Consider the following 23,959-nt stretch of genomic DNA (forward strand, 5'->3'; position numbering starts at 1 on the left):
TACGGGCTCTGTGCAGGTGAGGCAGTGCTTGTGAGGCCAGTCACAATTGCGTATCGTCCGGCGTTCCCCGAGCGATTACTTCGGGCTCGCCAGTGCGAAGGGCAGGATCCGGCCGGCTCCCGACCCGATGAGATGCCGCGCCGCCATCGTCAAGGTCCATCCGGTATCGGTCACGGCATCGAGGAGGAGCACCGGCCCGTGATGCCCGTGGAGATCCACCGGCTCCCACGCGTCGACCAAGGCGGCGATCCGGTACGCCGAGTTCGCGGCGGTCACGGCCGGGACACCGGTGCGTCGACGCAGGACACCCAAGTTCTGCAGACGGCCGAGTCGAGCGAGCTGCCCGGCGAGCGATTCCACGAGTACCGGGTGGTCGGGTGACTCCAGTGCCATCACCGCGGTCGGCCGCTCGGCCCAGTCCCAGGCCGCCAGGACGGCCACCGCGGCCTTCACCACCGAGTCGGGCGCCTCGGCGTCCGGGCCGTCCAGCAGCATTCGCAATCGTGGGCCCCACCCGAGATCGGACAGCCGGCCGAGCACACGACCGGGCTCCGGCCCATCGGTGATCTTCCCGGACAACTTCACGCCCAGGGTGGCCATCCCGGTGGGCCACTGCTTCCGGGGCGGGAGATCGACACCCGGACGTTCGAGCCGGTCGCGGGTGCGTTGAACCTCGTCGTCGTCGACACCGGCGTCCCATCGAACTCCTGTGCAGTTGTCGCATCGACCGCACCCGGGCATGTCCGGACTCGACTCGGGATCGTCCAGCTGGCGCCGGAGAAAGACCATCCGACAGCCCGTGGTCCGCTCGTAGTCGAGCATCGCCTCCTGCTCGGCCGCGCGCGCCACCTCGAGTCGGGCGTAACGCTCGGCGTCGTACTCCCATGACTGCCCGGTCGCGATCCAGCCGCCTTTGACGCGACGCACCGCACCGTCGACGTCGAGAACCTTCAGCACCATCTCGAGGCGCGACCGATTGAGGTCGACACGAGGCTCCAGTGCCTGCGTGGACAGTGGACGTTCGTCATCGAGTGCCCCGATCACGCGACGAACCAGCGACTCCTCCGGGAACGCGACCGAAACGAACCACCTCCATATCTGCCGGTCCTCGCTGCCGGGCAGGAGGATCACTTCGGCGCGGTCGGTGGACCGGCCCGCGCGCCCGACCTGCTGGTAGTACGAGATCGGCGACGACGGGGCCCCGAGATGCACCACGAATCCGAGATCGGGTTTGTCGAAACCCATCCCGAGCGCAGATGTCGCGACGAGTGCCTTGATGCGGTTCGAGAGGAGATCGGCTTCGAGTTGTTCACGCTCGGCGGTGTCGGTCTGCCCCGTATACGCGGCCACCGCGTGACCGTGTTCGGCCAGCAATGACGACAGGTCGTGTGCCGCGGACACCGTCAAGGCATAGACGATGCCCGAGCCCGGAAGTTCGTGCAGGTGTTGCGCGAGCCATGCGGCACGTTTCGCCGGCTCGTCGATCCGCACCACGGACAGATGCAGCGACGGGCGATCGAGCCCGCCCCGCAGAACGAGCGTATCGTTGCTTCCCGCGCCCACCCCCAACTGCGCGGCGACATCAGCGACCACCCGGTCGTTCGCGGTCGCGGTGGTCGCCAGGACGGGTATGCCTTCGCCGAGTTCTGCGACCAGGGTGCGGATCCGCCGGTAATCGGGCCGGAAGTCGTGGCCCCAATCCGAAACACAATGCGCTTCGTCGACGACCACGAGGCCGGCGTCGCGGGCCAGCGACGGCAGGACCTGGTCGCGGAAGTCCGGATTGTTGAGCCGCTCGGGACTGACGAGCAGAACGTCGATATCGCCGTCCGCGATGCGCTGATGGATGCCGGCCCATTCGGTGACGTTCCCCGAGTTGATCGTCGCGGCATGAACACCGGCGCGTTCCGCCGCGTCCACCTGATTGCGCATCAAGGCGAGCAGGGGCGAGACGATGACGGTGGGCCCGTGGCCGTGGGCGCGGAGAAGCTTGGCGGAGATGAAATACACCGCGGACTTGCCCCAGCCGGTGCGTTGCACCACGAGTGCGCGGCGCCGGTGCACCACGAGCGCTTCGATCGCCGTCCACTGATCGCCGCGGAGCGTCGCGCCGGGCCCGGCAAGTTCGGCGAGTAGTCGTTCGGCCTCGTCGCGCAGATCGATCAGGGAGGTACTCATGTGCCCATCGTGCACGAGTACACCGACGTCCTGCCCGCTGTGCGCAGCCTCAGGGGCCTTCGACCGGAGCGGGATCGATGTCCTGCTGCGGCAGGACATCGATCAGCGTCGACGAGATGTCCTGCAGAGGAGTCGGGCCCGAGGTGTCCGGAATGGTCAGCGCGACGTAGACCGGACGATCCACCGCATACCACGTGCTGGCATCGATGCCCTGCTCGGCGCCCGACACCTCGAACCACTGCACTCCGTCGATGATCTGCAGCGCGGCGGCCTGATCGAACTCGGCGGGCCGGTCCAGACCGCAACGCAGGACCACCTCGGAGGCGTCGGGGGCCTGCCACGCCGCCGCGCCGACCGGTGCCGGATCGGCAAGCTCTGCACGGGCGAAGTCGCTCATGTTCTCGGGAAGCGCGGCGAGCAGATCGGTGCACGACTCCGATTCCGCGTCCGGTGCCGGAACCGGCCCCAGGCCCACCGGGCTGGTCACGGGAGTCCGCGCCACCATGACGGCCGCCACGATGATGCCGGTGAGGAGCGCGACGGGCAGTGCGACCGCCGTTGCGATCAGCGCTGGGCTACGGCGAGGCCCGTCCCCTGTGCTCCCGGTGGCATCCGCTGTGGTCTCGGTGGCATCCGCTGTGCTCTCGGCGGCATCCGCCGCGGTCGGATCGGGTTCGGGCGCAGAGTTGTCGTTCATATTTTCCCGGAATCGGAGAGTGAGCGGGTAGGAAGGTAGCGTTCGACGACGCTAGCAGGGTGGCCGCTCCGCGCCACCACAGCCGATCGAGAAAGAGGCGCCAATCACCGTGTCGGATCCGATCGGTTCGCCCAGCAGCCCCGAGCGGGAACTCACCGTCGCCGAGGTGGGGGAGTTCCCCACGATCGCCCGAGCGGCTGCCGGCCGCCGGCAACCCCTCACGACGCTGGTGGGGCCAGGCCACGACGCCGCGATCGTTGCGGCGTCGGACGGCCGGGTCGCGGTCTCCACCGACATGCTCGTCGAAGGCCGCCATTTCCGGCTGGACTGGTCGTCACCGCAGGACGTCGGACGCAAGGCGGTGGCGCAGAACGGTGCGGATGTCGCCGCGATGGGTGCACGACCCACCGCGTTCCTCGTCGGACTCGGGTGTCCACCCGACACCCCCGTCTCGGTGCTCGACGGAATCTCCGCGGGCATCGGTGAGGCTGCAGAAGCGATCGGTGCCGGCGTGGTCGGGGGAGACCTCGTCCAGGCCGACCAGGTGATCGTCGCCGTCACTGTTCTCGGCGACCTGCAGGGACGCGCACCGCTGTTGCGTTCGGAGGCACGCTCAGGTGACATCGTCGCACTCGCCGGCCGTACCGGAACGTCTGCGGCCGGGCTGGCCGTGCTTGCGGCCGGACACACCGGATTCACCGACCTCGTCGACGCACACCGGGTTCCGTCGCCGCCCTACGAGGCCGGTGTCGGTGCGGTACTCGCCGGGGCGCACGCCGGGACCGACATCTCCGACGGTCTGCTCGCCGACCTCGGGCACATCGCGGTCTCATCGGGGGTCGCGATCACCGTGGAACAACCCGCCCTCGAACCCGGCCCGCGCCTGAGAGCGGCGGCGGGGGAACTCGGAGCCGACCCGTGGACATGGGTGTTCACCGGAGGCGAAGATCACGCCCTCGCCGCGTGCTTCCCCCCCGATGCGGTGTTGCCGGACGGATGGCGACGAATCGGCCGCGTGCACGACGGCAGGGGCGTGACGGTCGACGGCCGGAACTGGGATGCCCCGGGTGGGTGGGAGAGTTTCGAGTGCGAGACCTCGAGATAGGTTTCCGGCATGGCTGTTTACGCTCTCGGCGACCGCACACCCGACATCCACCCCACGGCCTACGTGCATCCCGATGCGGTGGTCATCGGCGATGTCACCCTCGGTGCTCACGCCTCGGTGTGGCCGTCCGCGGTGCTGCGGGCCGACTACGGCCGGATCGTCGTCGGCGACGAGACCAACATCCAGGACGGCACGATCATCCACTGCACCGCACTCGACGACACGATCCTCGGCGCACGGTGCGTGGTCGGCCACAACACCCACATCGAGGGCGCCACGATCGGTGACGGCGCACTGATCGGATCGGGTTCGCTCGTACTCAACGGTTCGACGATCGGCGCGGGCGCACAGGTTGCAGCCGGCGCCCTGATCCCGCCGCGCTTCGAACTTCCGGCGCGCCGGATGGCCATGGGGATTCCCGCGAAGATTCGTGAAGGAGTCGAGTTGCCCGAGGGACACTTCGATGCGAACGCGAAGATGTACGCCGCGAACGCCGACTACTACCGCACCGCTCTGCGTCGAATCGACTGATCAGGGCTCCATCGAGCGGCCAGAACCGGTAGCGACCCGACCAAACGACGGAGGAGTAACCGACGTGAGCGAGCAGACGACCGAGCGGGCACCGAAGCCTCTGTCGGAGATCGTCGACCCGGGGTGGGCGGCGGCCCTCGCGCCGGTCGTCGACGACATCACCGCGATGGGCGCGTTCCTCAGGGCGGAGATCGCGGCCGGGCGCAAGTATCTGCCGTCCGGCGAGAACGTCCTGCGTGCGTTCACTCACCCGTTCGACCGCGTGCGGGTGCTGATCGTCGGCCAGGACCCGTACCCGACACCCGGCCACGCGGTCGGGTTGAGCTTCTCCGTCGCACCGGACGTGCGACCTATTCCGCGCAGCCTCGCCAACATCTACCGCGAGTACGGCGCCGACCTCGGATTGCCGCAACCCACCGACGGCGATCTCACACCCTGGTCGGAGCAGGGAGTGTTGCTGCTGAACCGGGTGCTCACCGTGCAACCGGGTCAACCCGCCTCGCATCGGCGTAAAGGGTGGGAAAGCGTCACCGAACAGGCGATCCGAGCACTCGTCGCGCGGGAGGCCCCGCTCGTCGCGATTCTGTGGGGTCGTGACGCAGCGACCCTCCGCCCGATGCTCGGTGACGTCCCGACTGTCGAGTCTGCGCACCCGTCGCCGCTGTCGGCCTCGCGCGGGTTCTTCGGATCGAAGCCCTTCAGTCGCGCGAACGCGTTGCTGGTGGAGCAGGGCGGCGAGCCGGTGGACTGGCGTCTGCCATAGCCGAGCGGCGTGCGGCAGCCCATCGGCTCGCGGCAATCACTGGTGGTCGGTTCCCGCGCCCAGCGACCAATCGGGGCGACGCTTCTCGACGAACGCATCCACACCTTCGATGCCGGTGGGGGTGGTTGCCGCAGCGGAGATGGCTGCGGCCTCGGCATCCAGCTGTTCGGACAGAGACCGATGAACGGACTCGTTCACCAGGCGGTGGATGCCCGCGTAGGAGGCGGTCGGGCCGTGCGCCAGGGTGCGTGCGATCCGCAGGGCCTCGCCCTGGATCTCGTCGTCGCCGACGATGCGGCTGAGTAATCCGAGCCGGACACCTTCGTCGGCGCTGATCACAGCATCGGTGAGGATGAGTTCGCGGGCACGGGCGAGTCCCACGACGCGCGGCAGAGTCCATGACATGCCACCGTCCGGGGTGAATCCGATCGACGGGTAGGCGGCCCGCAGTTTCGTTCCGGGACCTGCGAACGCGATGTCGGCGTGCAGCACGATGCTCATTCCCGCACCGGCCGCCCAGCCGTGGACTGCGGCGACGACAGGAACCGCGATGGCATCGAGTTCGCGAACGAAGTCGTGGAACAAGTTCGCGATGTCGAACAGGTGGGCGCCTCGGTCTTCCGCCGCGGCGAAGCCGTGGACGTTTCCACCCGCACAGAAGTTGGCGCCCTCGCCGACCAGCAGAACTGCGCCGATCTCGGGGCCGGCCGAACGCAGGGCATCGATACCCTGCCGCATGCCTTCGGGGGACAACGACGTGCCGTGTTCGGCGGTCGCCACGGCGATCCGCAGCACACCGTCCTCCACGCGTACGAGGGGCTGTAAGTTATCGGTCACAGTCGCACCATATCGGTATCTATGGCCGAACGATCAAGGCCCCCGGTGCATTACGCACCGAGGGCCTTGATCGACTTTTCGACCGGATCAGCCGCGAACAACCTTTCCTGCCTTCAGGCAAGAGGTGCACACGTTCATCTTGCGGGTGTTGCCCGGTGCAACCTGAGCGCGCACGCTCTGGATGTTCGGGTTCCAGCGACGGTTGGTACGCCGGTGCGAGTGCGAGACCGACTTCCCGAAGCCGGGGCCCTTGGCGCATACGTCGCAGACGGCAGCCATGTCGCGAACTCCTTGTGTCTAGTGGATATCTTCTGTCTGTGCATGCTTCAGACACGGGAATCGTCGTCACCCGTGTCAGGCAACCGGACCAGCTTAGCCAACCGGACTGGGTAAGACCAAACCGGACATGCAAACGCGGCGCGGCTAGGCTTTCACCGGGTGCACGAGGGCGCAGGAAAAGGGGTTGATCGGGTGCTCGAAGTCGGTGAGGGTGTCGACGGCCGGGTGTTTCGTCGGTGGGTCGATCTCGGTCTGACGACTCTCGAGGAACGCCGCCACGAGATCAACACACTCAATGTCTTCCCGGTCCCGGACGGCGACACCGGAACCAACCTGCTCGCCACGTTGCGCGCCGCCGCCGACGAACTCGGCGGACCTGTCGACGGGGCGGTCACGGTGGGGGCGGTCGCCGAGGCGCTCGCCCGCGGCGCGTTCGTCGGAGCGCGTGGTAACTCCGGGGTGATCCTTGCGCAGGGTTTGCGCGGTGTTGCGGATTCGATAGCGGGTTTGAGCACCATCGACGGCCGTGATTTCGCTCGGGCCCTGGATCGGGCAGCCACAGCTGTGACCGATGCACTGAGCACACCCGCGGAGGGCACTGTCGTCACGGTGCTGCGTGCTGCTGCGGACGGAGCAGCACGCGCCGCGGCAGGCACGACATACTTGAAGGTTGCGGTCGGGGCTGCGGCCGACGCTGCGGCCACGGCCCTCGAAGACACCCCGGAGCAACTCGATGTTCTTGCCGCGGCCGGAGTCGTCGACGCCGGTGGTCTCGGCCTGCTGATCCTGCTCGACTGCCTGGTCGAAATCGTGTCGGGACAGCGACCCGACCGTCACCTACGCCTCACCAGCATTCCCGTCCGGGGCACCGGCGGTACGGGGAGTGCGGATCGCGGCGCCGCCGAAGGCGACGGTGAGTCGCAGGACTACGAGGTCATGTACATCGTCGACGGGTCCGATCGCACGCGGATCGCGGCGCTCCGTGCCCGGCTCGACGGACTGGGCGACTCGGTTGCGATCGTGGGAGACGGCTCGGCGGGGTGGTCGGTCCACGTGCACTGCTGCGACCCCGGTGCTGCGGTCGAGGCGGGACTCGCTGCGGGCAGGCTGCGCCGCATCGCGATCACCTGCTTCACGCTGGAAGCAGACCGGGCCGGGCGGTGCGTCACAAGTGCCCCGGACGTCTCGGGGGTCGCAGGTGTTCCCCCGTCCGCCTCCGGTCGTGCGGTCCTCGCGATCGTCTCGGGTGACGGCGCCGCACGATTGTTCGACGCCGAGGGCGCTACCGTCCTCCCCGCGGAGACAGCGGTCGATCCCCGTCAACTCCTCGACGCGATCCGCTCGTTGCCGAGCACGGACGTCCTCGTCCTTTCCAACGGGTGGGTGTCCGAGCAGGACGTCGTCGCAGTGGGTGTCCAGGCCAGAGACGGCGAGCGCGAGGTGATGTTCCTGCCGTGTTCCTCGATGGTTCAGGGGTTGGCGTCCCTGGCGGTGCACGACGCAGGGCGCGCGACCGTCGACGACGCGTTCGCGATGTCGGAAGCGGCGGCCGCAACCCGCTGGGGAGCGTTGCAATACGCGACTGAACGTGCGTTGACCTGGGTCGGGACGTGCGAACCGGGCGACAGTCTCGGGCTCGCCGGTCGAGATGTCGTAGTCATCGAGCATGATCTTGTAGCAGCGGGTGTGTCGCTGCTCGACAAGATCCTCGCTGCGGGCGGTGAGCTCGTGACGATGCTCGTCGGCGACGGCGCCCCCGACGGGCTCGCCGAACAACTGACCCACCACCTCGACGACCACCACCCCGAACTCGAGGTCGTGGTGTACCAGGGGGGTCAGCGCAGCGACCTGCTGCAGCTCGGCGTCGAGTAGCCGGTGGCCGCGGACGGCCACCGCATGGAACGGAAGGGACGGCAGTGGCGACACTCGCGGACCGGCTCGATCACCTCCTCGGTCGGAAGACCGCCGACAAGCTGTCCGACGCGTTCGAGATGACCACCGTGGAAGACCTGCTGCGGCACTACCCACATCGCTATGCCACTCAGGGTGCCGAACTCGGCGACACCCAACCGGCTGAGGGCGAACACGTGACGATCATCGCCCGCGTGGAGAAGGCCGACGAGGTGCGGATGAAGAGCCGGCCGGGCACCCGGCTGGCCGTGGTGCTGGTGTCCGACCGCCACAAGATAGACGTCACCTTCTTCAACCCGCACAAGGTCAAATACAACATCAAGCCCGGAGTGCGCGGCATGTTCTCCGGCACGGTGAAGTACTTCCGCGAAAAATGGAGCCTCGCGCATCCGAGCTACGTCATCTTGCCCGAACCCCGCGAGCCCGAGGTCGGCGGCGCCGCACCCGCTCCGGTACACGTCCGGGGAGCCGGTGCGTTGGCGGGGTTGGCCCGCAGTGCCCAGGGCAGCGACGGTATCGACATGTCGATCTTCGACCGGGCCTTGATCCCGATGTACCCGGCCACCCGCGACGTGGAGTCGTGGACCGTGATGCGGTGTGTGCGGCAGGTCCTCGATCAGCTCGACTCCGTCGACGACCCGCTCCCGGACGGTGTGCGCAGCGAACATTCCCTGATCGGACTCGACGAGGCGCTACGGACCATCCATCTACCAGATTCCAAAGACGACGTTGCCCGCGCGCGGGAACGATTGCGGTTCGACGAGGCCGCCGCGGTGCAGTTGGTGATGGCTCGTCGGCGCCACGACGTCGAGGTGCGCAGCGCACCGAAATGTCCACGCCGGGCAGATGCACTCGCCGACGAGTTCGATCGCCGGTTGCCGTTCGAGCTGACCGAGGGCCAGCTGACGGTCGCGGAGGAGATTTCCGCGGACCTGTCGCAGGACCACCCGATGAACCGGCTGCTGCAGGGGGAGGTCGGTTCCGGTAAGACGATCGTTGCGTTGCGCGCGATGCTGCAGGTGATCGACGCCGGTCATCAGTGCGTGCTGCTCGCCCCCACAGAGGTGCTTGCGGCCCAGCATGCGCGTTCCCTCACCGCGATGCTCGGCGACCTCGCTGCCGCCGGTGAACTCGGTGCTCACGTGCTCGCCACCCGCATCACGCTCGTGACCGGCTCGATGAAGACCGCGCAGAAGCGGCAGGCGCTGAACGAGACGGTCAACGGCGACGCGGGCATCGTCATCGGCACCCACGCACTCATCGAGGACAACGTCACCTTCTTCGATCTCGGACTTGTCGTGATCGACGAGCAGCACCGATTCGGTGTGGAGCAACGCGACAAATTGCGGTCCCGCGGCCGTGACGGGGCCGCCCCGCACGTACTGGTGATGACCGCGACGCCGATCCCGCGCACCATTGCGATGACAGTGCTCGGGGATCTCGAGGTGTCGACGCTGCGCGAGCTACCGAGGGGGCGTGCCCCGATCGTCAGCCGAGTGGTGGCCGCGAAGACTCATCCGACGTGGGTCGATCGAGCGTGGGAACGCATTCGGGAGGAGGTTGCGGAGGGACGGCAGGCGTATGTGGTGTGCTCGCGGATCGGCGACGGGGACGCCGACGACGACGCTGGCTTCGATCCCGCCGCCTTCGAACTCCTCGACGAGACCGCCACCGGGAGGAAAGGCAAGCAGAAGCCGCCCGACACGAAATCGGTGCTGCAGCAGTTCGACGAACTGACCGCCGGTCCGCTCGCCGATCTGCGGGTCGGGTTGCTGCACGGGCGGCTTCCCGGCGATGAGAAGGACGCCGTGATGCGCGACTTCGGTGCGGGGCAGATCGACGTGCTGGTGTGCACCACGGTCGTCGAGGTCGGAGTCGACGTGCCGAACGCGACGGTGATGGTGATCGTCGATGCCGACCGATTCGGTGTCAGTCAGCTGCATCAGCTTCGTGGTCGTGTGGGTCGAGGAGGTCACCAGGGCTTGTGCCTGCTCATCACAGACTCCAATCCCGGAAGCCCGACGATGACCAGACTCGAGGCGGTGGCCGGCACGACCGACGGATTCGAACTCGCCCAGCTCGATCTACAGCTGCGTCGTGAAGGTGATGTGCTCGGTGTCGCCCAGTCGGGCACGGTGTCGACCCTGCGTCTGCTGTCGCTCGTCGACGACGTCGAGGTGATCGCCGCCGCGCAGCGGTTCGCGCGCAAGATCACGGAGCAGGACCCGGAACTGACTCGACACCCGGGCCTCGCAAGCATGGTGGATGCTGCGCTCGACACGAAGAAGACCGCGTACCTGGAAAAGTCCTGATTCCGGGTCCGCTGTCACGCGTTGTGTTACGCCACTACAATCCCGCAGATTACGGGCATGTTTCATACACCACGACTGCATCGTTACAGTCCCGGATGGCCACGGCATCGTCTCGAGATGTGGAATCCCGGGCAAGGAACTGCTGTTCGGGCGCGGTACCGTCGTGCAATGTTCTCCAAAGTGCTTGTCGCCAACCGAGGCGAGATCGCCATCCGCGCGTTTCGTGCTGCCTACGAACTGGGTGCAGAAACAGTCGCGGTGTTTCCGTACGAAGATCGCAAGTCCCTACATCGGCTGAAGGCCGACGAGGCCTACCAGATCGGTGAAGAAGGCCACCCCGTTCGGGCCTACCTGTCGGTCGACGAGATCGTGAATGCGGCCTCGTCGGTGGGTGCCGACGCGATCTACCCCGGCTACGGATTCCTGTCCGAGAACCCCGACCTTGCCGCGGCCTGCGACCGTGCGGGCATCACCTTCGTCGGTCCGTCGACCGAGATCCTGGAGCTGACCGGCAACAAGGCGCGCGCGATCGCCGCCGCGAAGGCGGCCGGGCTGCCGGTGCTGGCGTCGTCGGAGCCCTCTGCCGACGTCGATGCGCTCGTCGCGGCGTCGGAGACGATGACGTTCCCGGTGTTCGTCAAGGCCGTTGCCGGTGGCGGTGGACGCGGTATGCGCCGTGTCGCCGAGCCTGCGCAACTACGCGAATCCATCGAGGCAGCGTCCCGCGAGGCCGACGCGGCCTTCGGTGATCCCACGGTGTTTCTCGAGCAGGCCGTGGTCAACCCCCGGCACATCGAGGTGCAGATCCTGGCCGACAAGCACGGCAACATCGTCCACCTGTACGAACGGGACTGCTCGGTGCAGCGCCGGCATCAGAAGGTCATCGAGCTGGCGCCGGCTCCGAATCTGGACCCGGAACTCCGTGACCGGATCTGTGCAGACGCCGTCGCGTTCGCCCAGCAGATCGGCTACGAGTGCGCGGGAACGGTCGAGTTCCTCCTCGACGAGCGCGGTAAGCACGTGTTCATCGAGATGAACCCGCGCATCCAGGTCGAGCACACCGTGACCGAAGAGATCACCGATGTGGACCTGGTGCAGGCACAATTGCGGATCGCCTCGGGGGAGAGCCTGTCCGACCTGGGCCTGAGCCAGGACACCATCCGCATCCACGGTGCGGCGCTGCAGTGCCGGATCACCACCGAGGACCCGGCGAACGGTTTCCGCCCCGACACCGGCCGGATCACCGGCTACCGCACCCCCGGTGGCGCGGGCATCCGCCTCGACGGTGGCACCTCGGTCGGCGCGGAGATCTCGGCCCACTTCGACTCCATGCTGGTCAAGCTCACCTGCCGTGGCCGCGACCTCGAGGCGGCCGTCGCCCGCGCCCGGCGCGCAGTCACCGAATTCCGCATCCGTGGTGTGTCGACGAACATCCCGTTCCTACAGGCCGTGCTCGACGACGAGGACTTCCGGGCGGGCCGTGTGACGACCTCGTTCATCGAGGAGCGCCCGCACCTGCTGACGCTGCGACGCTCGGCCGACCGCGGCACGAAGATCCTCGAGTACCTCGCCGACGTCACGGTCAACAAACCGCACGGCGAGCGGATCGCGACGGTGTACCCGCACGACAAGCTCCCCGCGATCGACCTGTCGGCGCCCCCGGCACCCGGGTCGCGGCAGCGCCTGCTCGAACTCGGCCCCGACGGCTTCGCGCGGGCGCTGCGCGAACAGAAGGGCGTCGGCGTCACCGACACGACGTTCCGCGACGCGCACCAATCGCTGCTCGCGACCCGTGTGCGCAGCAAGGATCTGCTCACGGTGGCCGGTCACGTCGCTCGCATGACACCGGAACTGCTGTCGATCGAGGCGTGGGGAGGCGCCACCTACGACGTCGCGTTGCGGTTCCTGCACGAGGACCCGTGGGAGCGGCTCGCGGCGCTGCGTGAGGCGATCCCCAACATCAACCTGCAGATGCTGCTGCGTGGCCGCAACACCGTCGGATACACCCCGTACCCGGAAGCCGTGACACGCGCGTTCGTGCAGGAAGCCGCCGACACGGGCATCGACATCTTCCGTATCTTCGACGCGCTCAACAACGTCGACCAGATGCGCCCGGCGATCGACGCGGTGCGCGAGACGGGCACCACGCTCGCCGAAGTGGCCCTGTCGTACACGGGCGACCTGTCGAACCCGAACGAGACGCTCTACACGCTCGACTACTACCTGAAGCTGGCCGAGCAGATCGTCGATGCCGGCGCGCACATCATCGCGATCAAGGACATGGCAGGTCTGCTCCGGGCGCCCGCCGCGGCCACCCTGGTCACGGCGCTGCGTAAGAACTTCGATCTGCCGGTGCACGTGCACACGCACGACACCCCGGGTGGTCAGCTCGCAACCTACGTGGCCGCGTGGCACGCGGGAGCCGACGCGGTCGACGGTGCGTCGGCGGCGCTGGCCGGTACGACGAGCCAGCCGGCCCTGTCGGCGATCGTCGCCGCGGCGGCGCACAGCGAATTCGACACCGGTCTCGATCTGCAAGCAGTGTGCGATCTCGAGCCGTACTGGGAGGCGCTGCGCAAGGTGTACGCGCCGTTCGAGTCGGGTCTGCCTGCGCCGACCGGTCGTGTCTACACGCACGAGATTCCGGGCGGGCAGCTGTCGAACCTGCGTCAGCAGGCCATCGCCCTCGGCCTGGGCGACCGGTTCGAGGACGTCGAGGCCGCGTATGCCGGCGCGGACCGTTTGCTGGGTCGGTTGATCAAGGTGACGCCGTCGTCGAAGGTGGTCGGCGATCTCGCTCTGCATCTGGTCGGTGCGGGTGTGTCGGTCGATGACTTCGCGGCCGAGCCCGGAAAGTTCGACATCCCGGATTCGGTCATCGGGTTCCTGCGCGGCGACCTCGGTACCCCGGCCGGTGGCTGGCCGGAGCCGTTCCGGTCCAAGGCGCTGTCCGGACGCAAAGATCCGAAGCCCGTGACGCCGCTGACCGATGAGGAGGAGAAGGGCCTGGCGGGGTCGTCCCTCGAACGGCGTACCACCCTCAACCGGCTGCTGTTCGCTGGTCCGGCCCGCGAGTTCGAGCAGCACCGCGAGCGGTACGGCAACACCACCGAACTCTCGGCGAACCAGTTCTTCTACGGATTGCGGAGTGGCGAAGAGCACCGGGTCCGGCTCGACAAGGGTGTCGAGTTGCTCATCGGACTCGAAGCGATCTCCGATGCGGACGAGCGAGGGTTCCGCACGGTGATGTGCCTGCTCAACGGTCAGCTGCGTCCGGTGTCGGTGCGCGACCGGTCGATCGCCAGTGAGGTGCCGGCCGCGGAGAAGGCGGACCGCAACGATCCGGGGCATGTCGCGGCTCCGTTCGCGGGCACGGTCACCCTCATCGTGTCCGAAGGTGACAAGGTCGCCGCCGGCGACACGGTGGCCACCATCGAGGCGATGAAGATGGAGGCGGCGATCACCGCGCCGCGTGGCGGGCTGATCACCCGTATCGCTGCCGGTCCGGTTCAGCAGGTCGAAGGCGGGGATCTGCTCGTGGTGGTGTCGACGGAAGCAAGCGCCGAGTGACACGAATTGTCGCCGGTCGGGCCGGGGGGCGGCGCCTGAAGGTGCCGCCCCGCGGTACTCGACCGACATCCGAGCGGGTGCGCGAGGCGCTGTTCAGTTCGCTCGATGCTCGGATGGATCTCGACGGGACTGTCGTGCTGGACCTCTACGCGGGGTCCGGCGCGCTCGGTCTCGAAGCATTGTCGCGCGGGGCGTCGCACGTGATGCTCGTCGAATCGGACGCCCGAGCGTCCGCGGTCATCCGCGACAACATCACCACCGTGGGTCTGCCCGGCGCGGTGGTGCGGTCTGCGCCGGTCGCTGCCGTCCTTGCGGCGGGTGCGGATCGCGAGTACGACGTGGTCTTCGTGGATCCTCCGTACGCGATCGCCGAGGACGCGGTGTCGGAAGCGCTCACCGCGCTGGTGGACCACGGCTGGGTGGGCGAAGGCGCGATCGTCGTGCTCGAACGCTCCACCCGCGCGCCGGAAACCGCGTGGCCCACCGTGTTCGACGTCGGTCGGGTCCGGAAGTACGGTGAGACGCGGGTGGAGATCGCAGCCTGTTACGGTGCTGACTCATGAGCCGCGCGGTATGCCCAGGATCCTTCGACCCGGTCACCAACGGACACCTCGACGTCATCGCCCGTACCGCGGTGCAATTCGACGAGGTCGTGGTCACCATCGTGATCAACCCCAACAAGCAGGGCATGTTCACGGTGCCCGAACGTCTCGAGATGCTCGCCGAGGCCACCTCGCATCTCGGCAACGTGCGCGTCGATTCGTGGCAGGGGCTGCTGGTCGACTACGCGACCGCCAACGGGATCTCCGCGATCGTCAAGGGACTACGCGGCGCCAACGACTTCGATTACGAGCTGCAGATGGCGCAGATGAACCACAAGCTCACCGGCGTGGACACCCTGTTCGTCGCCACCAACCCGATGTACAGCTACCTGTCGAGTTCGCTCGTCAAAGAGGTTGCCACCTATGGCGGCGACGTCTCCGACATGCTTCCGGAGGCCGTGCACAAGCGACTTCTCGCGCGTCTCGCCGAGCGAGCAGCCGGAAAGTAACTCCGTTCACACCACCGAACCGTGATCCGACACACCGGCGCGTGGACCGGAGCCGGAGCCGACGCTGCGGCAGACTGGAGACGGCGCGGTCGCACCGGCCGGGTCGACGATCAGGATTGGGGTTGGCGTGTACCGGGTATTCGAGGCACTCGACGAACTTGTCGCGATCACCGAAGAGGCACGAAGTGTTCCCATGACGGCGAGCTGCGTGGTTCCGCGCGGTGATGTGCTCGAGCTTCTCGACGATGTGAGGGACGCTCTTCCCGCCGAACTGGACGACGCGCAGGATGTTCTCGACCACCGCGACAAGCTGATCGGCGACGCGCGGGCCCTGGCGGACAAGACGGTCGGCGATGCCGACGACGAGGCACGCACGCTGGTCGAGGACGCCCGAGCCGACGCCGACCGCATGCTGTTCGATGCGAAAGCACAGGCCGATCGCATGGTCGCGGAGGCACGTGCGCACGCCGACGAGCTGGTTGCCGATGCGCAGGCGCAGGCAGACGCCCTCGTCGTCGACGGCAACCGTCAGTACGAGGCGGTCACCGGACGTGCCAGGTCCGAGGCGGATCGCATGATCGAGGCCGGCAAGGCCTCGTATGACAGGTCCGTCGCCGAGGGTGAGACCGAGCAGGCACGACTCGTGTCCCAGACCGAGGTCGTGCAGTCCGCGCACGCGGAGTCGGCGCGCGTCATCGACGGTGCGCACGCCGAATCCGACCGACTGCGCACCGAATGCGACGAGTACGTGGACAGCAAGCTTGCCGAGTTCGAGGAAGTGCTCGACACCACGCTGCGCTCCGTCGGTCGTGGTCGTCAGCAACTGAGGACGTCGGGGCGGCCGGACTACGCCGAGGCGGACCATCGGGCAGCCTGGCGACGCTGATCACTCGGTTTTTCGTCGGATGCACGGTTATCGCGTACCATAGAGCGGTTGCCCAGTGAATTCGCTCTGTCTTCTATCAGAAAGTGAGATCGACGTGTCTACCCACCGCTCCGGTGCGCGGCGTCCCGAACGGGAAGCCGGTCTCGTGCTGGATACGCTCTCGCTGGGGCGTCGTCCCGGGTCGATGCGTACGGTGGCGCGGCGCGTCCCGTCTCCGTCGCGCATCGGACTCGAAATGATCGCGATCAGTGAAGGTAGCGAGATCGACCTCGACCTTCGGTTGGAGTCGGTGTCGGAGGGTGTTCTGGTGACCGGTACAGTTCGTGCCGACACCGTCGGTGAATGCTCTCGATGCCTCGAGCCGTTCACGGGCGAGGTGAGCTTGTACCTCACCGAACTGTTCGCCTACCCGAACAGTGTGACCGATCAGACCACGCAGGACGACGAAGTCTTTCGGATCGAGGACGATCTGATCGATCTCGAGCCTGCGATTGTCGACGCGGTCGGATTGGAACTTCCGTTACGTCCGTTGTGCACCGACGACTGCGCGGGACTGTGCTCGGAATGCGGCATTCGCCTGGCGATTGCGGAATCAGGGCATGGACATGAAATACTGGATCCTCGCTGGGCTGGGTTGGCAGCCGCGTTCGGCGCAGGCTCCGAAGAATCCAGCAGTGCATCCGACAGCAAGAACAACGAGGAGAAGTAGACGTGGCCGTCCCCAAGCGCAGAATGTCGCGTTCCAACACCCGGTCGCGGCGCAGCCAGTGGAACACCACTGCGCCCACGCTCGTCACCTGCCCGAACCGTGGCTGCGGTGAGAAGAAGCTGCCGCATGTGGCGTGCCCGTCGTGTGGCACCTACAACGGCCGTCAGGTGACCGCGCCCGTCTGATCGGTACACACGTGACGACCAAGTCGATCGATACCGCATCCGAGGGCGGCGAGGGAGAACACGAATCTCTCCTCGCCGCCCTCGGTGTCTCGGTGGCCCCTGACCTGCTGATCCTGGCGTTGACTCATCGCTCGTACGCGTACGAGAAGGGTGGATTGCCGACCAACGAACGGCTCGAGTTCCTCGGCGACGCCGTGCTGGGTCTGTCCGTGACGGAACACCTGTATCTGACCCACCCGGACAAGCCCGAGGGCGAACTCGCGAAGATTCGCGCGAGTGTGGTCAACATGCATGCGCTCGCCGAAGTGGCGCGTGGGCTCGGTGATGGCGGACTGGGCGTACACCTCTTGCTCGGCAAGGGCGAAGAAATGACCGGCGGGCGCGACAAGGCGAGCATCCTCGCCGACGGTATGGAGTCGTTGCTCGGAGCCGTCCACCTGCAGCATGGCATCGACGTCGCCCGCGAGGTGGTCCTGCGGCTGTTCGCCGAACTGCTCGACCGCGGCCCGCGTCTGGGCGCCGGACTGGACTGGAAGACGAGCCTGCAGGAACTCACCGCCGAACGCGGGGCCGGTGTGCCCGTCTACGAGATCACCGCGACCGGACCCGACCACGACAAAGAATTCACCGCCACTGCTCTCGTGGCAGGAAAACCCTACGGTGTCGGCGTCGGTCGGACGAAGAAGGAAGCCGAGCAGAAGGCCGCCTCCACCGCGTGGCAGCGGTTGTCGGGCGAGGCCGACGAGAATACCGATACCTCGACCGGGACGAACTGACCCTGCTGTGCCCGAACTTCCCGAGGTCGAGGTGGTCCGTCGTGGACTGCACGCCCACGTCCTGGGTGCCACCCTGGACTCCGTCGAGGTCCTTCACCCGCGGGCAGCGCGGCGCCACGAACCGGGCCCGCGTGATCTCGCTCTGCAGCTGACCGGGCAGACCGTCTCCGCCGTCGAGCGCCGCGGAAAATACCTCTGGCTCGTCCTCGAGCCGACCGATCTCGCGGTTGTCGTGCATCTGGGGATGAGCGGTCAGATGCTGGTGCAGCCGCCTGCGGTTCCGGACGAGAAGCATCTGCGCATCCGTACCGTGCTCGACACCGGGGCAGAGCTGCGGTTCGTCGACCAGCGGACGTTCGGGGGATGGGCGCTCGCGCCGCTCGTGGAGGTCGACGGTGATCAAGTCCCGCTGCCCGTCGCACACATCGCGCGGGATCCGATGGACCCGCGGTTCGATCCGGCCGCGGTGGTGAAGGCGCTGCGCGGCAAGCACACCGAGATCAAACGTGCACTGCTCGACCAGACCGTCGTCTCCGGCATCGGAAACATCTACGCCGACGAAGCGCTGTGGTATGCGCAGATCCATGGCAGTCGGCCAACCGACACGCTGAGCGGCCCGAAACTGCGCGCGGTGCTCGCTGCCGCCCACGATGTGATGGACGAAGCGCTCGAGCAGGGCGGCACGTCGTTCGATGCGCTGTACGTGAACGTCAACGGCGGGTCCGGCTACTTCTCGCACTCGCTCAATGTTTACGGGCAGCAGGGCAAACCCTGTCCGCGTTGCGGCTCGCCGATCGTGCGCGAACCGTGGTCGAATCGCTCGAGCCACAGGTGTCCGCGCTGCCAGCGGCGGCCGCAACGATCTGGCAGCATGTCGTCGACCGGCGCGTGAACAGCGTGCGGGACGCCGACCCGAGGGATCTGGGGCTCATCAAACCTGCGGCGTAGGCCGATGCAGCGTCGAACGGAACGGCACTACCCACCCTGAATGGGTAGACTTGTCGGCAGGCACTCGATGGGCCTGCCGCCCGCGCCGACGCTGATCGGTTCGGTGAACGCATCGAGCTCACTCTGTTCAGAAGTTCTCGTGATCCTCACGGTGCTGCGGACGGCAACGCGGGCACCGAACACGCACGGCATCGGGGAACGAAGAATCTCATGGACATCACCACAACAGACGCCAAGGCCGCAGCCCGCGCGCTCCGGAGGGGCCTAGCGTCCGCTGGCGTCGCCATCGGCCACGGTCAGGCGCTCGAACTCGTCGCGAAGCAGTTCGGCTTCGGCGACTGGAACGCGGCGGCCGCAGCGCTGGATACCGAGTGGCCGAGATCGGGGCCTGCTGTGCCGGTGCTCCGTGTCCAAGATGAACGGCTCGCGCGCGGCTTCTACCTCGACTATCTCGGCTTCAGTGTCGAGTGGGAGCACCGCTTCGAGGCCGGGATGCCGCTCTACGCGCGCATCCGGCGCGGCGACACGGTGCTCGACCTCTCCGAGCACCACGGCGACGGCACGCCGGGAGCGACCGTGTGGATACCCGTGCAGAGCATCCGCGCGCTCCACAGTGAGCTGTCGGCCCGCCCGCACCCGCGCCTCCGGCCCGGTATCGACCGCGGAGCGCCGGGCGGCCCGACGATGGAGATCATCGACCCCTGGGCCAACACGCTCCGCTTCTGCGAGCCCGTCGGCTGAGGAGGGGGCCGGAGCCCTCGGGTTCTTGGATTACAGAGAGATTCACCACGCGAACGGTCTCGCCGATCGTTTCGGCAAGGCGCTGGGCGACCACGCCGACGCACCCCTGCGCACCGTCCGTCGTCACGACCCGCACGTCGACTGCAGCGCCCTGCGCCTGAGGTCACAGACCCCAGGGGTCGAGCAGGTCGATGCCCGCGTTCTGGAAGTCCTTGGTGTTGCGGGTGACGAGGGTCAGGCCGTGCACCAGTGCCGTGGCGGCGACGAGCGCGTCCATCTCGGGCATGGGGTCGGGCACGTGCAGACGGGCCGCGCGGCGCGCGACCTTCTCATCGACAGGAAGGATCGCACCCGCGAAGGCTGCTGGGACGTCCGCCGTCAGCCACGCGCGAAGATGCGCACCGGCCGTCTCGTCGCGGCGCTCCAGACGCAGGACGCCGCGCTCGAGCTCCAGCAGCGCGACGACACTGATTGCCAGGGCTGCCCGCGGCTGCGCGGCCAGCCATGCGCCAAGCCCCGGATGGGCCCGCCTGCGCGCGTCGCTGAGGACGTTGGTGTCGAGCAGGTACTTCACAGATCGAGCTCCCGCTCGGGCTCGACACGGCGTTCGGGCAGCTCGAGCCTGATGCTCGGGTCCTGGTCCTTCCAGAGGCGATCACCCATCAGTTCCTGCCTGCCCGAGAGACGGTCGAACTCCTCGGCGGTGAGCAGCACGTGCGAGGGGCGTCCATGGTCGGTGATCGTCACCGGCCCCTGCTCGGCGGCCCGCTTTGCGGCCGAGACGTCGCGATTGAAGTCACGGCTGGTGATGGTAGTGCTCATGACGGTCTCCTCTCGACTCACGATATTGTGCCTACAGTAGGTAGTATATGCAAGGCTTCGGCCCGTAGCCTGGAGTCGGGATACTTCACACGCTTCTTGCATTGCTACGGTGAGGCCGGTCGAGAAGTGACCGATGCGGGACGGCGATCGTGCGTGAACCCTTCATGAACCCCGCGTCTGTCAGCGGTCATGTAATTTCTCAGGTTGAGGGGTTCTTGCCTTTCGCAGTTATGCGGCGGCTGCGGCGCAGGCCAGTTGATATTCACGGATTATGTTGTGATCCAGTTGATCTGCGGAAACACCCGAGAATCGGGCGGCAATCAGGGTGTGGCGCAGCTTGGCAAGCATGTCCTCGAAGGAGGGTGCGGTCTTGGCGCGGTACCAGGGCTCGGCTATGTGCCGACCGGTCAGATCGTCGCGATGGTGGCCGTAGGTGGCGTACCAGACGGGGAACCCGAACGGGACCCTTGCGTTCGGCGGCCTTCGGCACTCGATTGCGGGCCTTCTCCGCCGTCCGGTGCACGGTGGCCTCAGGCCGTACGTGTGCCTGGCCACCAGCCGCGCGCTCCCGGCCTCGTCGACGAGGATCTCGACGGTGGTCGTCGCGTGCGCTTCTTCATCAGGTTGCCCGCTCGCAGGCGGCCGATGTCGCTCCTGAGCGGGTCTGTTGCATCGACGACCTGGTCGAGGACGCCGAGAACGTGGAGCACCTGGCCGATGCTTCGGAAGTTCACCCGGGGTCGCCGGTCTCGATCTTGCGCAGGGTGTCGCGTGTGAGGCCCGTCCTGCGCTTGCTGTCGGGCGCGCATGGCAGGATTTCCGGCATGGCTGATCAGAATTCCGCGACCACGCCCACCGAACTGTGGGTCGAGCGCACCGGCACCCGCCGCTACACGGGCCGCAGCTCCCGCGGCGCCGAGGTGCTCATCGGCTCCGAGACCGTCGATGGTGTCTTCACCCCCGGCGAACTGTTGAAGATCGCCCTGGCCGCGTGCTCCGGAATGAGCTCCGACTTCCCCCTGTCACGGCGTCTCGGCGACGACTACGACGCGACCATCAAGGTGTCCGGCGCAGCCGATCGCGAGAACGAGGTCTACCCGCACCTCGACGAGGAGATGGTCCTCGATCTGTCCGAACTCGACGCCGAAGCCCAGCAGCGCCTGATCGCGCTCGTCGAGCGGTCTGTGGACAAGGTGTGCACCGTCGGTCGTACGCTCGAGGCAGGCACGAAGGTGAGTCTGACTGTCACCGCGGATGCGTGAGCGGGCTGGGTAGCGAGATGTCGAGATAGCGAGACGTCGAGATCGCGACGTGCCGGGATACCGCGACGTGCTGGGATACAGTGTCCGGTCTGTTCCACTGCAATTCGACACGACTATCAGGGGGATCGATGGGGAACACCACGTTCAGGATTGCGGTCGGAGCCGTGGCCGCGACCGTTCTGGGGATGGTTGCAGTGCCGTCGGCGGTCGCCGATCCCGCCTGCGCACCGCGCGCAGTCACCACGGTCGCATCCGGGATGGGAGTCCTCGAGAACCTCGCGTTCGACGGTCGAGGCGGGCTGCTCGTCTCCGACAGTTCGTTGGCCGGTGACGGCGCGCTGCGCCGTGTCGCATCCGACGGTACGGTCACCACCGTCGACGACGATGTCACCGGGCCGGGCGGCATCGTCGTCGACGGCGACACCGCGTACCTGAACGTCGGCAACACCACGATCTCCGGCTGGGGCGACATCCCCGACGGTACCGTCGACACCATCGATCTCGACACCGGCGATCGTCGCACCGTCGCAACCGGCATCGTCATGCCGAACGGTCTCGGGGTGCTGCCGGACGGTTCGCTGCTCACCTCCCGCGACGTCGGTGCGGTCGGCCTGAGTCACGCCGCAGGCGACGGCAGCGCAGCCACCGTGTTGCGTACCGACCTCGGCTCAGTCAACGGCATTGAGGTCGACGGCGACACCGTCTACACGGTCACCACGTTCGAGCCGGTCAACCGCCTGCACATCCTCGACGCCACCGACCTCACCGGCCCGGTCCGCAGCATCGATCTGCCTGGTCCCGGACTGCTGCAGGCGCCCGACGACCTGACCCGGGGACCGGACGGCGCACTGTACATCGCGCTGAACTTGGCCGGTGCGATCCTGCGGGTCGACCCCGACACCGGACAGACCTGCCGGGTTGCCGAGGGGATCCCGCTGATCTCGTCGGTGGCCTTCGGGGCCGGGCCGGGTTGGGATCCGAACACGATCTACATCACCGGCTTCGATGGCACCGTCCGCGCGGCATCCACCGCGCCCGGCCGCCAGGCCGAATAGGAGGCTCCGATGAACACGACCCCCGCGTCCGGCCACGTCGAACGCTTGACCGCGTGGGTCCACGGCCGAGTGCAGGGCGTCGGGTTCCGCTGGTTCACCCGCGCCCGGGCACTCGAACTCGGGCTCGTTGGGCACGCCACGAACCAACCCGACGGGCGGGTGCTCGTCATCGCGGAAGGGTCGCACCCCGCACTCGAACAACTCCTTGCGTGGTTGCGGTCCGGGCAGACCCCCGGCGAGGTCCGTCTCGTCGTCGAATCGTGGGATCCGGCGCGCGGGGACCTGACCGGGTTCGTGGAGAGGTGACCTCATCCCGGGCCGGGGCGAGCATCCAGAACAGCACCCGCGGCAGTGTCCGGCCAAGGTTGTTTACCGAATCGCACGGGCCTCGACCAACTACCGGGTCCTGCAACGCTCCTCGACAAATTCGACAAACTCGACCGGTGGGTTCAGTTCGACATACCCGATGCCGGTGATCAACTCGAGCCTGACCTCGGAGGCTTCCTCGCACCACCCATTTGCCAATGCGGTGTATGCCAGAACCTCAGCTGAAAGGATGAGAAAGTCAACGCCGCCAGGCTGCAAGTCGATCGATGCCACCGGGATCGGCAGGAAACTATCCATGCCGACTTGATCCGACCTGGGTTCAACGAACTCCTTCGGCTGCACAGGACTGGTGAGGTCGACAATCGTCACCAATGCCTCCCCACCCGCATGCGTCATCCGGATTCCGTTGACGGATACCGGCCGCTTCCCAGGATTCCGCAGCACAAATTGAACTGCACCGGTGGCTGCGATTTCGTCCACGAGGATACTTTCAGCCTCAAGTTCAGCCTTGTCCGACTCCAACGTGCGTGCGGCTACGCTCGCCGATTCATGGGACCCGAAGGCGCTGATCCCTGCTGCCACAGTTGATCCCAACGCAACAACGAGGGCGAGGATAGTCGTCCACTTCTGCCAATCGGGATTCGGCGTCTGACTACCAGTATCTGACCCCACGGCGGGGATCCTACAGGCTCCGGCAAGGTCGTGTAATTGCACGTCAAATGCTCAACAGCAGATCGACAGGCCGGTGCGGATCTCGCCCATGGAGTCGTAGCGCTGCGGCGCGTTGGTGTGTCCGGCCAGCCGGAACCACCCGATGACGGTGTTGCAGCTAGGGTGGTTGTGACCTGCAGCCCGGATCCGGTGCGCACAGTGGATCGGTCTTCGGTGAAAGTGACATCGCGTACCCTTCTTTGCACTATGGATGGCCCGCGGTTGGGCGTAGCGCAACGCTCGGTACTGCACGCCGCGATCGCTGGGGGACCAACCGGATTCGTGGAGAGGTGACGTCCGGGT

24 protein-coding genes are annotated in these 23,959 nt (G+C 67.1%); 17 read left to right on the forward strand and 7 right to left on the reverse strand.

Annotation, left to right across the window (positions count from 1 at the left end):
* Positions 1 to 75: 75 nt before the first annotated feature.
* Positions 76 to 2,178, reverse strand: a complete 2,103-nt coding sequence (locus ACZI8W_RS14375; RefSeq protein WP_463369173.1) for a RecQ family ATP-dependent DNA helicase — start codon at positions 2,176 to 2,178, stop codon at positions 76 to 78.
* 49 nt (positions 2,179 to 2,227) lie between these two features.
* Complete coding sequence (locus ACZI8W_RS14380) at positions 2,228 to 2,875, reverse strand: DUF3515 domain-containing protein (protein ID WP_463369174.1); 648 nt, start codon at positions 2,873 to 2,875, stop codon at positions 2,228 to 2,230.
* Positions 2,876 to 2,984: 109 nt separating this feature from the next.
* Here ACZI8W_RS14380 and ACZI8W_RS14385 point away from each other — a divergent pair, with 109 nt between their 5' ends.
* The 3 genes from ACZI8W_RS14385 (at position 2,985) to ACZI8W_RS14395 (ending at position 5,274) form a co-directional block, all read left to right on the forward strand.
* Positions 2,985 to 3,980 carry a thiamine-phosphate kinase gene (locus ACZI8W_RS14385; protein ID WP_463369175.1) on the forward strand — a complete coding sequence of 332 codons (996 nt, stop codon included), beginning with the start codon at positions 2,985 to 2,987 and terminating at the stop codon, positions 3,978 to 3,980.
* A gap of 9 nt (positions 3,981 to 3,989) precedes the next feature.
* Positions 3,990 to 4,511: a gamma carbonic anhydrase family protein gene (locus ACZI8W_RS14390; RefSeq protein ID WP_463369176.1), complete on the forward strand. Its 522-nt coding sequence runs from the start codon at positions 3,990 to 3,992 to the stop codon at positions 4,509 to 4,511.
* Between the two features lie 64 nt (positions 4,512 to 4,575).
* Positions 4,576 to 5,274 carry a uracil-DNA glycosylase gene (locus ACZI8W_RS14395; protein ID WP_463369177.1) on the forward strand — a complete coding sequence of 233 codons (699 nt, stop codon included), beginning with the start codon at positions 4,576 to 4,578 and terminating at the stop codon, positions 5,272 to 5,274.
* A 36-nt stretch (positions 5,275 to 5,310) separates the two neighbouring features.
* On the opposite strand, the gene ACZI8W_RS14400 is transcribed toward ACZI8W_RS14395, so the two are convergent.
* Both ACZI8W_RS14400 and rpmB read right to left on the reverse strand, forming a co-directional pair.
* On the reverse strand, positions 5,311 to 6,111 hold the full coding sequence (locus tag ACZI8W_RS14400; protein WP_463369178.1) for an enoyl-CoA hydratase/isomerase family protein: 801 nt from the start codon (positions 6,109 to 6,111) through the stop codon (positions 5,311 to 5,313).
* 87 nt (positions 6,112 to 6,198) lie between these two features.
* Positions 6,199 to 6,390 carry a 50S ribosomal protein L28 gene (gene rpmB / locus ACZI8W_RS14405; protein ID WP_006551201.1) on the reverse strand — a complete coding sequence of 64 codons (192 nt, stop codon included), beginning with the start codon at positions 6,388 to 6,390 and terminating at the stop codon, positions 6,199 to 6,201.
* Positions 6,391 to 6,582: 192 nt separating this feature from the next.
* On the opposite strand from rpmB, the gene ACZI8W_RS14410 reads away from it, so the two are divergent.
* From ACZI8W_RS14410 to ACZI8W_RS14460, 11 genes are all read left to right on the forward strand, one after another.
* A complete protein-coding gene (locus ACZI8W_RS14410) occupies positions 6,583 to 8,262 on the forward strand; it encodes a DAK2 domain-containing protein (protein ID WP_463369179.1) in 1,680 nt (559 codons plus the stop codon).
* 44 nt (positions 8,263 to 8,306) lie between these two features.
* Positions 8,307 to 10,613, forward strand: a complete 2,307-nt coding sequence (gene recG, locus ACZI8W_RS14415; protein ID WP_463369180.1) for an ATP-dependent DNA helicase RecG — start codon at positions 8,307 to 8,309, stop codon at positions 10,611 to 10,613.
* Positions 10,614 to 10,781: 168 nt separating this feature from the next.
* The gene (locus tag ACZI8W_RS14420; protein ID WP_463369181.1) at positions 10,782 to 14,183 is read left to right on the forward strand and encodes a pyruvate carboxylase; all 3,402 of its coding nucleotides are present in this window, start codon (positions 10,782 to 10,784) and stop codon (positions 14,181 to 14,183) included.
* On the forward strand, positions 14,180 to 14,746 hold the full coding sequence (gene rsmD / locus ACZI8W_RS14425; RefSeq protein WP_463369182.1) for a 16S rRNA (guanine(966)-N(2))-methyltransferase RsmD: 567 nt from the start codon (positions 14,180 to 14,182) through the stop codon (positions 14,744 to 14,746). Before ACZI8W_RS14420 ends, rsmD begins: the two co-directional genes overlap by 4 nt.
* Positions 14,743 to 15,234, forward strand: a complete 492-nt coding sequence (gene coaD / locus ACZI8W_RS14430) for a pantetheine-phosphate adenylyltransferase (protein WP_463369183.1) — start codon at positions 14,743 to 14,745, stop codon at positions 15,232 to 15,234. The genes rsmD and coaD overlap by 4 nt, the downstream gene beginning before the upstream one ends.
* A gap of 127 nt (positions 15,235 to 15,361) precedes the next feature.
* Positions 15,362 to 16,120, forward strand: coding sequence for a DivIVA domain-containing protein (locus ACZI8W_RS14435; protein ID WP_463369184.1), 759 nt, complete (start codon positions 15,362 to 15,364; stop codon positions 16,118 to 16,120).
* A 184-nt stretch (positions 16,121 to 16,304) separates the two neighbouring features.
* Positions 16,305 to 16,829 carry a YceD family protein gene (locus ACZI8W_RS14440; protein WP_463369356.1) on the forward strand — a complete coding sequence of 175 codons (525 nt, stop codon included), beginning with the start codon at positions 16,305 to 16,307 and terminating at the stop codon, positions 16,827 to 16,829.
* A 2-nt stretch (positions 16,830 to 16,831) separates the two neighbouring features.
* On the forward strand, positions 16,832 to 17,014 hold the full coding sequence (gene rpmF / locus ACZI8W_RS14445; protein ID WP_006551208.1) for a 50S ribosomal protein L32: 183 nt from the start codon (positions 16,832 to 16,834) through the stop codon (positions 17,012 to 17,014).
* A gap of 11 nt (positions 17,015 to 17,025) precedes the next feature.
* A complete protein-coding gene (rnc, locus tag ACZI8W_RS14450; protein ID WP_463369185.1) occupies positions 17,026 to 17,790 on the forward strand; it encodes a ribonuclease III in 765 nt (254 codons plus the stop codon).
* 7 nt (positions 17,791 to 17,797) lie between these two features.
* Complete coding sequence (gene mutM, locus ACZI8W_RS14455; RefSeq protein WP_463369186.1) at positions 17,798 to 18,682, forward strand: bifunctional DNA-formamidopyrimidine glycosylase/DNA-(apurinic or apyrimidinic site) lyase; 885 nt, start codon at positions 17,798 to 17,800, stop codon at positions 18,680 to 18,682.
* A gap of 266 nt (positions 18,683 to 18,948) precedes the next feature.
* Entirely contained in the window at positions 18,949 to 19,479 is a 531-nt protein-coding gene (locus ACZI8W_RS14460) for a glyoxalase superfamily protein (RefSeq protein WP_463369187.1), read from the forward strand.
* Positions 19,480 to 19,642: 163 nt separating this feature from the next.
* Here ACZI8W_RS14460 and ACZI8W_RS14465 read toward each other — a convergent pair whose 3' ends face one another.
* The gene (locus tag ACZI8W_RS14465; protein ID WP_463369188.1) at positions 19,643 to 20,053 is read right to left on the reverse strand and encodes a type II toxin-antitoxin system VapC family toxin; all 411 of its coding nucleotides are present in this window, start codon (positions 20,051 to 20,053) and stop codon (positions 19,643 to 19,645) included.
* Positions 20,050 to 20,301: a type II toxin-antitoxin system prevent-host-death family antitoxin gene (locus tag ACZI8W_RS14470; protein ID WP_463369189.1), complete on the reverse strand. Its 252-nt coding sequence runs from the start codon at positions 20,299 to 20,301 to the stop codon at positions 20,050 to 20,052. The genes ACZI8W_RS14465 and ACZI8W_RS14470 overlap by 4 nt, the downstream gene beginning before the upstream one ends.
* An 824-nt stretch (positions 20,302 to 21,125) precedes the next feature.
* On the opposite strand from ACZI8W_RS14470, the gene ACZI8W_RS14475 reads away from it, so the two are divergent.
* From ACZI8W_RS14475 to ACZI8W_RS14485, 3 genes are all read left to right on the forward strand, one after another.
* Positions 21,126 to 21,563: an OsmC family protein gene (locus tag ACZI8W_RS14475; protein WP_463369190.1), complete on the forward strand. Its 438-nt coding sequence runs from the start codon at positions 21,126 to 21,128 to the stop codon at positions 21,561 to 21,563.
* 128 nt (positions 21,564 to 21,691) lie between these two features.
* Positions 21,692 to 22,618 carry an SMP-30/gluconolactonase/LRE family protein gene (locus tag ACZI8W_RS14480; RefSeq protein WP_463369191.1) on the forward strand — a complete coding sequence of 309 codons (927 nt, stop codon included), beginning with the start codon at positions 21,692 to 21,694 and terminating at the stop codon, positions 22,616 to 22,618.
* Between the two features lie 9 nt (positions 22,619 to 22,627).
* A complete protein-coding gene (locus ACZI8W_RS14485; protein ID WP_463369192.1) occupies positions 22,628 to 22,924 on the forward strand; it encodes an acylphosphatase in 297 nt (98 codons plus the stop codon).
* 90 nt (positions 22,925 to 23,014) lie between these two features.
* On the opposite strand, the gene ACZI8W_RS14490 is transcribed toward ACZI8W_RS14485, so the two are convergent.
* On the reverse strand, positions 23,015 to 23,617 hold the full coding sequence (locus tag ACZI8W_RS14490) for a hypothetical protein (RefSeq protein ID WP_463369193.1): 603 nt from the start codon (positions 23,615 to 23,617) through the stop codon (positions 23,015 to 23,017).
* Positions 23,618 to 23,959 lie beyond the last annotated feature (342 nt).

Source organism: Rhodococcus ruitaii, from assembly GCF_055230935.1.

What these genes read in the sequence shown, in the direction of transcription:
- ACZI8W_RS14375 (WP_463369173.1), bottom strand. Translation starts at nt 2,178, where the DNA reads ATGAGTACCTCCCTGATCGATCTGCGCGACGAGGCCGAACGACTACTC.
- ACZI8W_RS14380 (WP_463369174.1), bottom strand. Translation starts at nt 2,875, where the DNA reads ATGAACGACAACTCTGCGCCCGAACCCGATCCGACCGCGGCGGATGCC.
- ACZI8W_RS14390 (WP_463369176.1), top strand. Translation starts at nt 3,990, where the DNA reads ATGGCTGTTTACGCTCTCGGCGACCGCACACCCGACATCCACCCCACG.
- rpmB (WP_006551201.1), bottom strand. Translation starts at nt 6,390, where the DNA reads ATGGCTGCCGTCTGCGACGTATGCGCCAAGGGCCCCGGCTTCGGGAAG.
- ACZI8W_RS14420 (WP_463369181.1), top strand. Translation starts at nt 10,782, where the DNA reads ATGTTCTCCAAAGTGCTTGTCGCCAACCGAGGCGAGATCGCCATCCGC.
- coaD (WP_463369183.1), top strand. Translation starts at nt 14,743, where the DNA reads ATGAGCCGCGCGGTATGCCCAGGATCCTTCGACCCGGTCACCAACGGA.
- ACZI8W_RS14440 (WP_463369356.1), top strand. Translation starts at nt 16,305, where the DNA reads ATGCGTACGGTGGCGCGGCGCGTCCCGTCTCCGTCGCGCATCGGACTC.
- ACZI8W_RS14460 (WP_463369187.1), top strand. Translation starts at nt 18,949, where the DNA reads ATGGACATCACCACAACAGACGCCAAGGCCGCAGCCCGCGCGCTCCGG.
- ACZI8W_RS14470 (WP_463369189.1), bottom strand. Translation starts at nt 20,301, where the DNA reads ATGAGCACTACCATCACCAGCCGTGACTTCAATCGCGACGTCTCGGCC.
- ACZI8W_RS14475 (WP_463369190.1), top strand. Translation starts at nt 21,126, where the DNA reads ATGGCTGATCAGAATTCCGCGACCACGCCCACCGAACTGTGGGTCGAG.
- ACZI8W_RS14480 (WP_463369191.1), top strand. Translation starts at nt 21,692, where the DNA reads ATGGGGAACACCACGTTCAGGATTGCGGTCGGAGCCGTGGCCGCGACC.
- ACZI8W_RS14485 (WP_463369192.1), top strand. Translation starts at nt 22,628, where the DNA reads ATGAACACGACCCCCGCGTCCGGCCACGTCGAACGCTTGACCGCGTGG.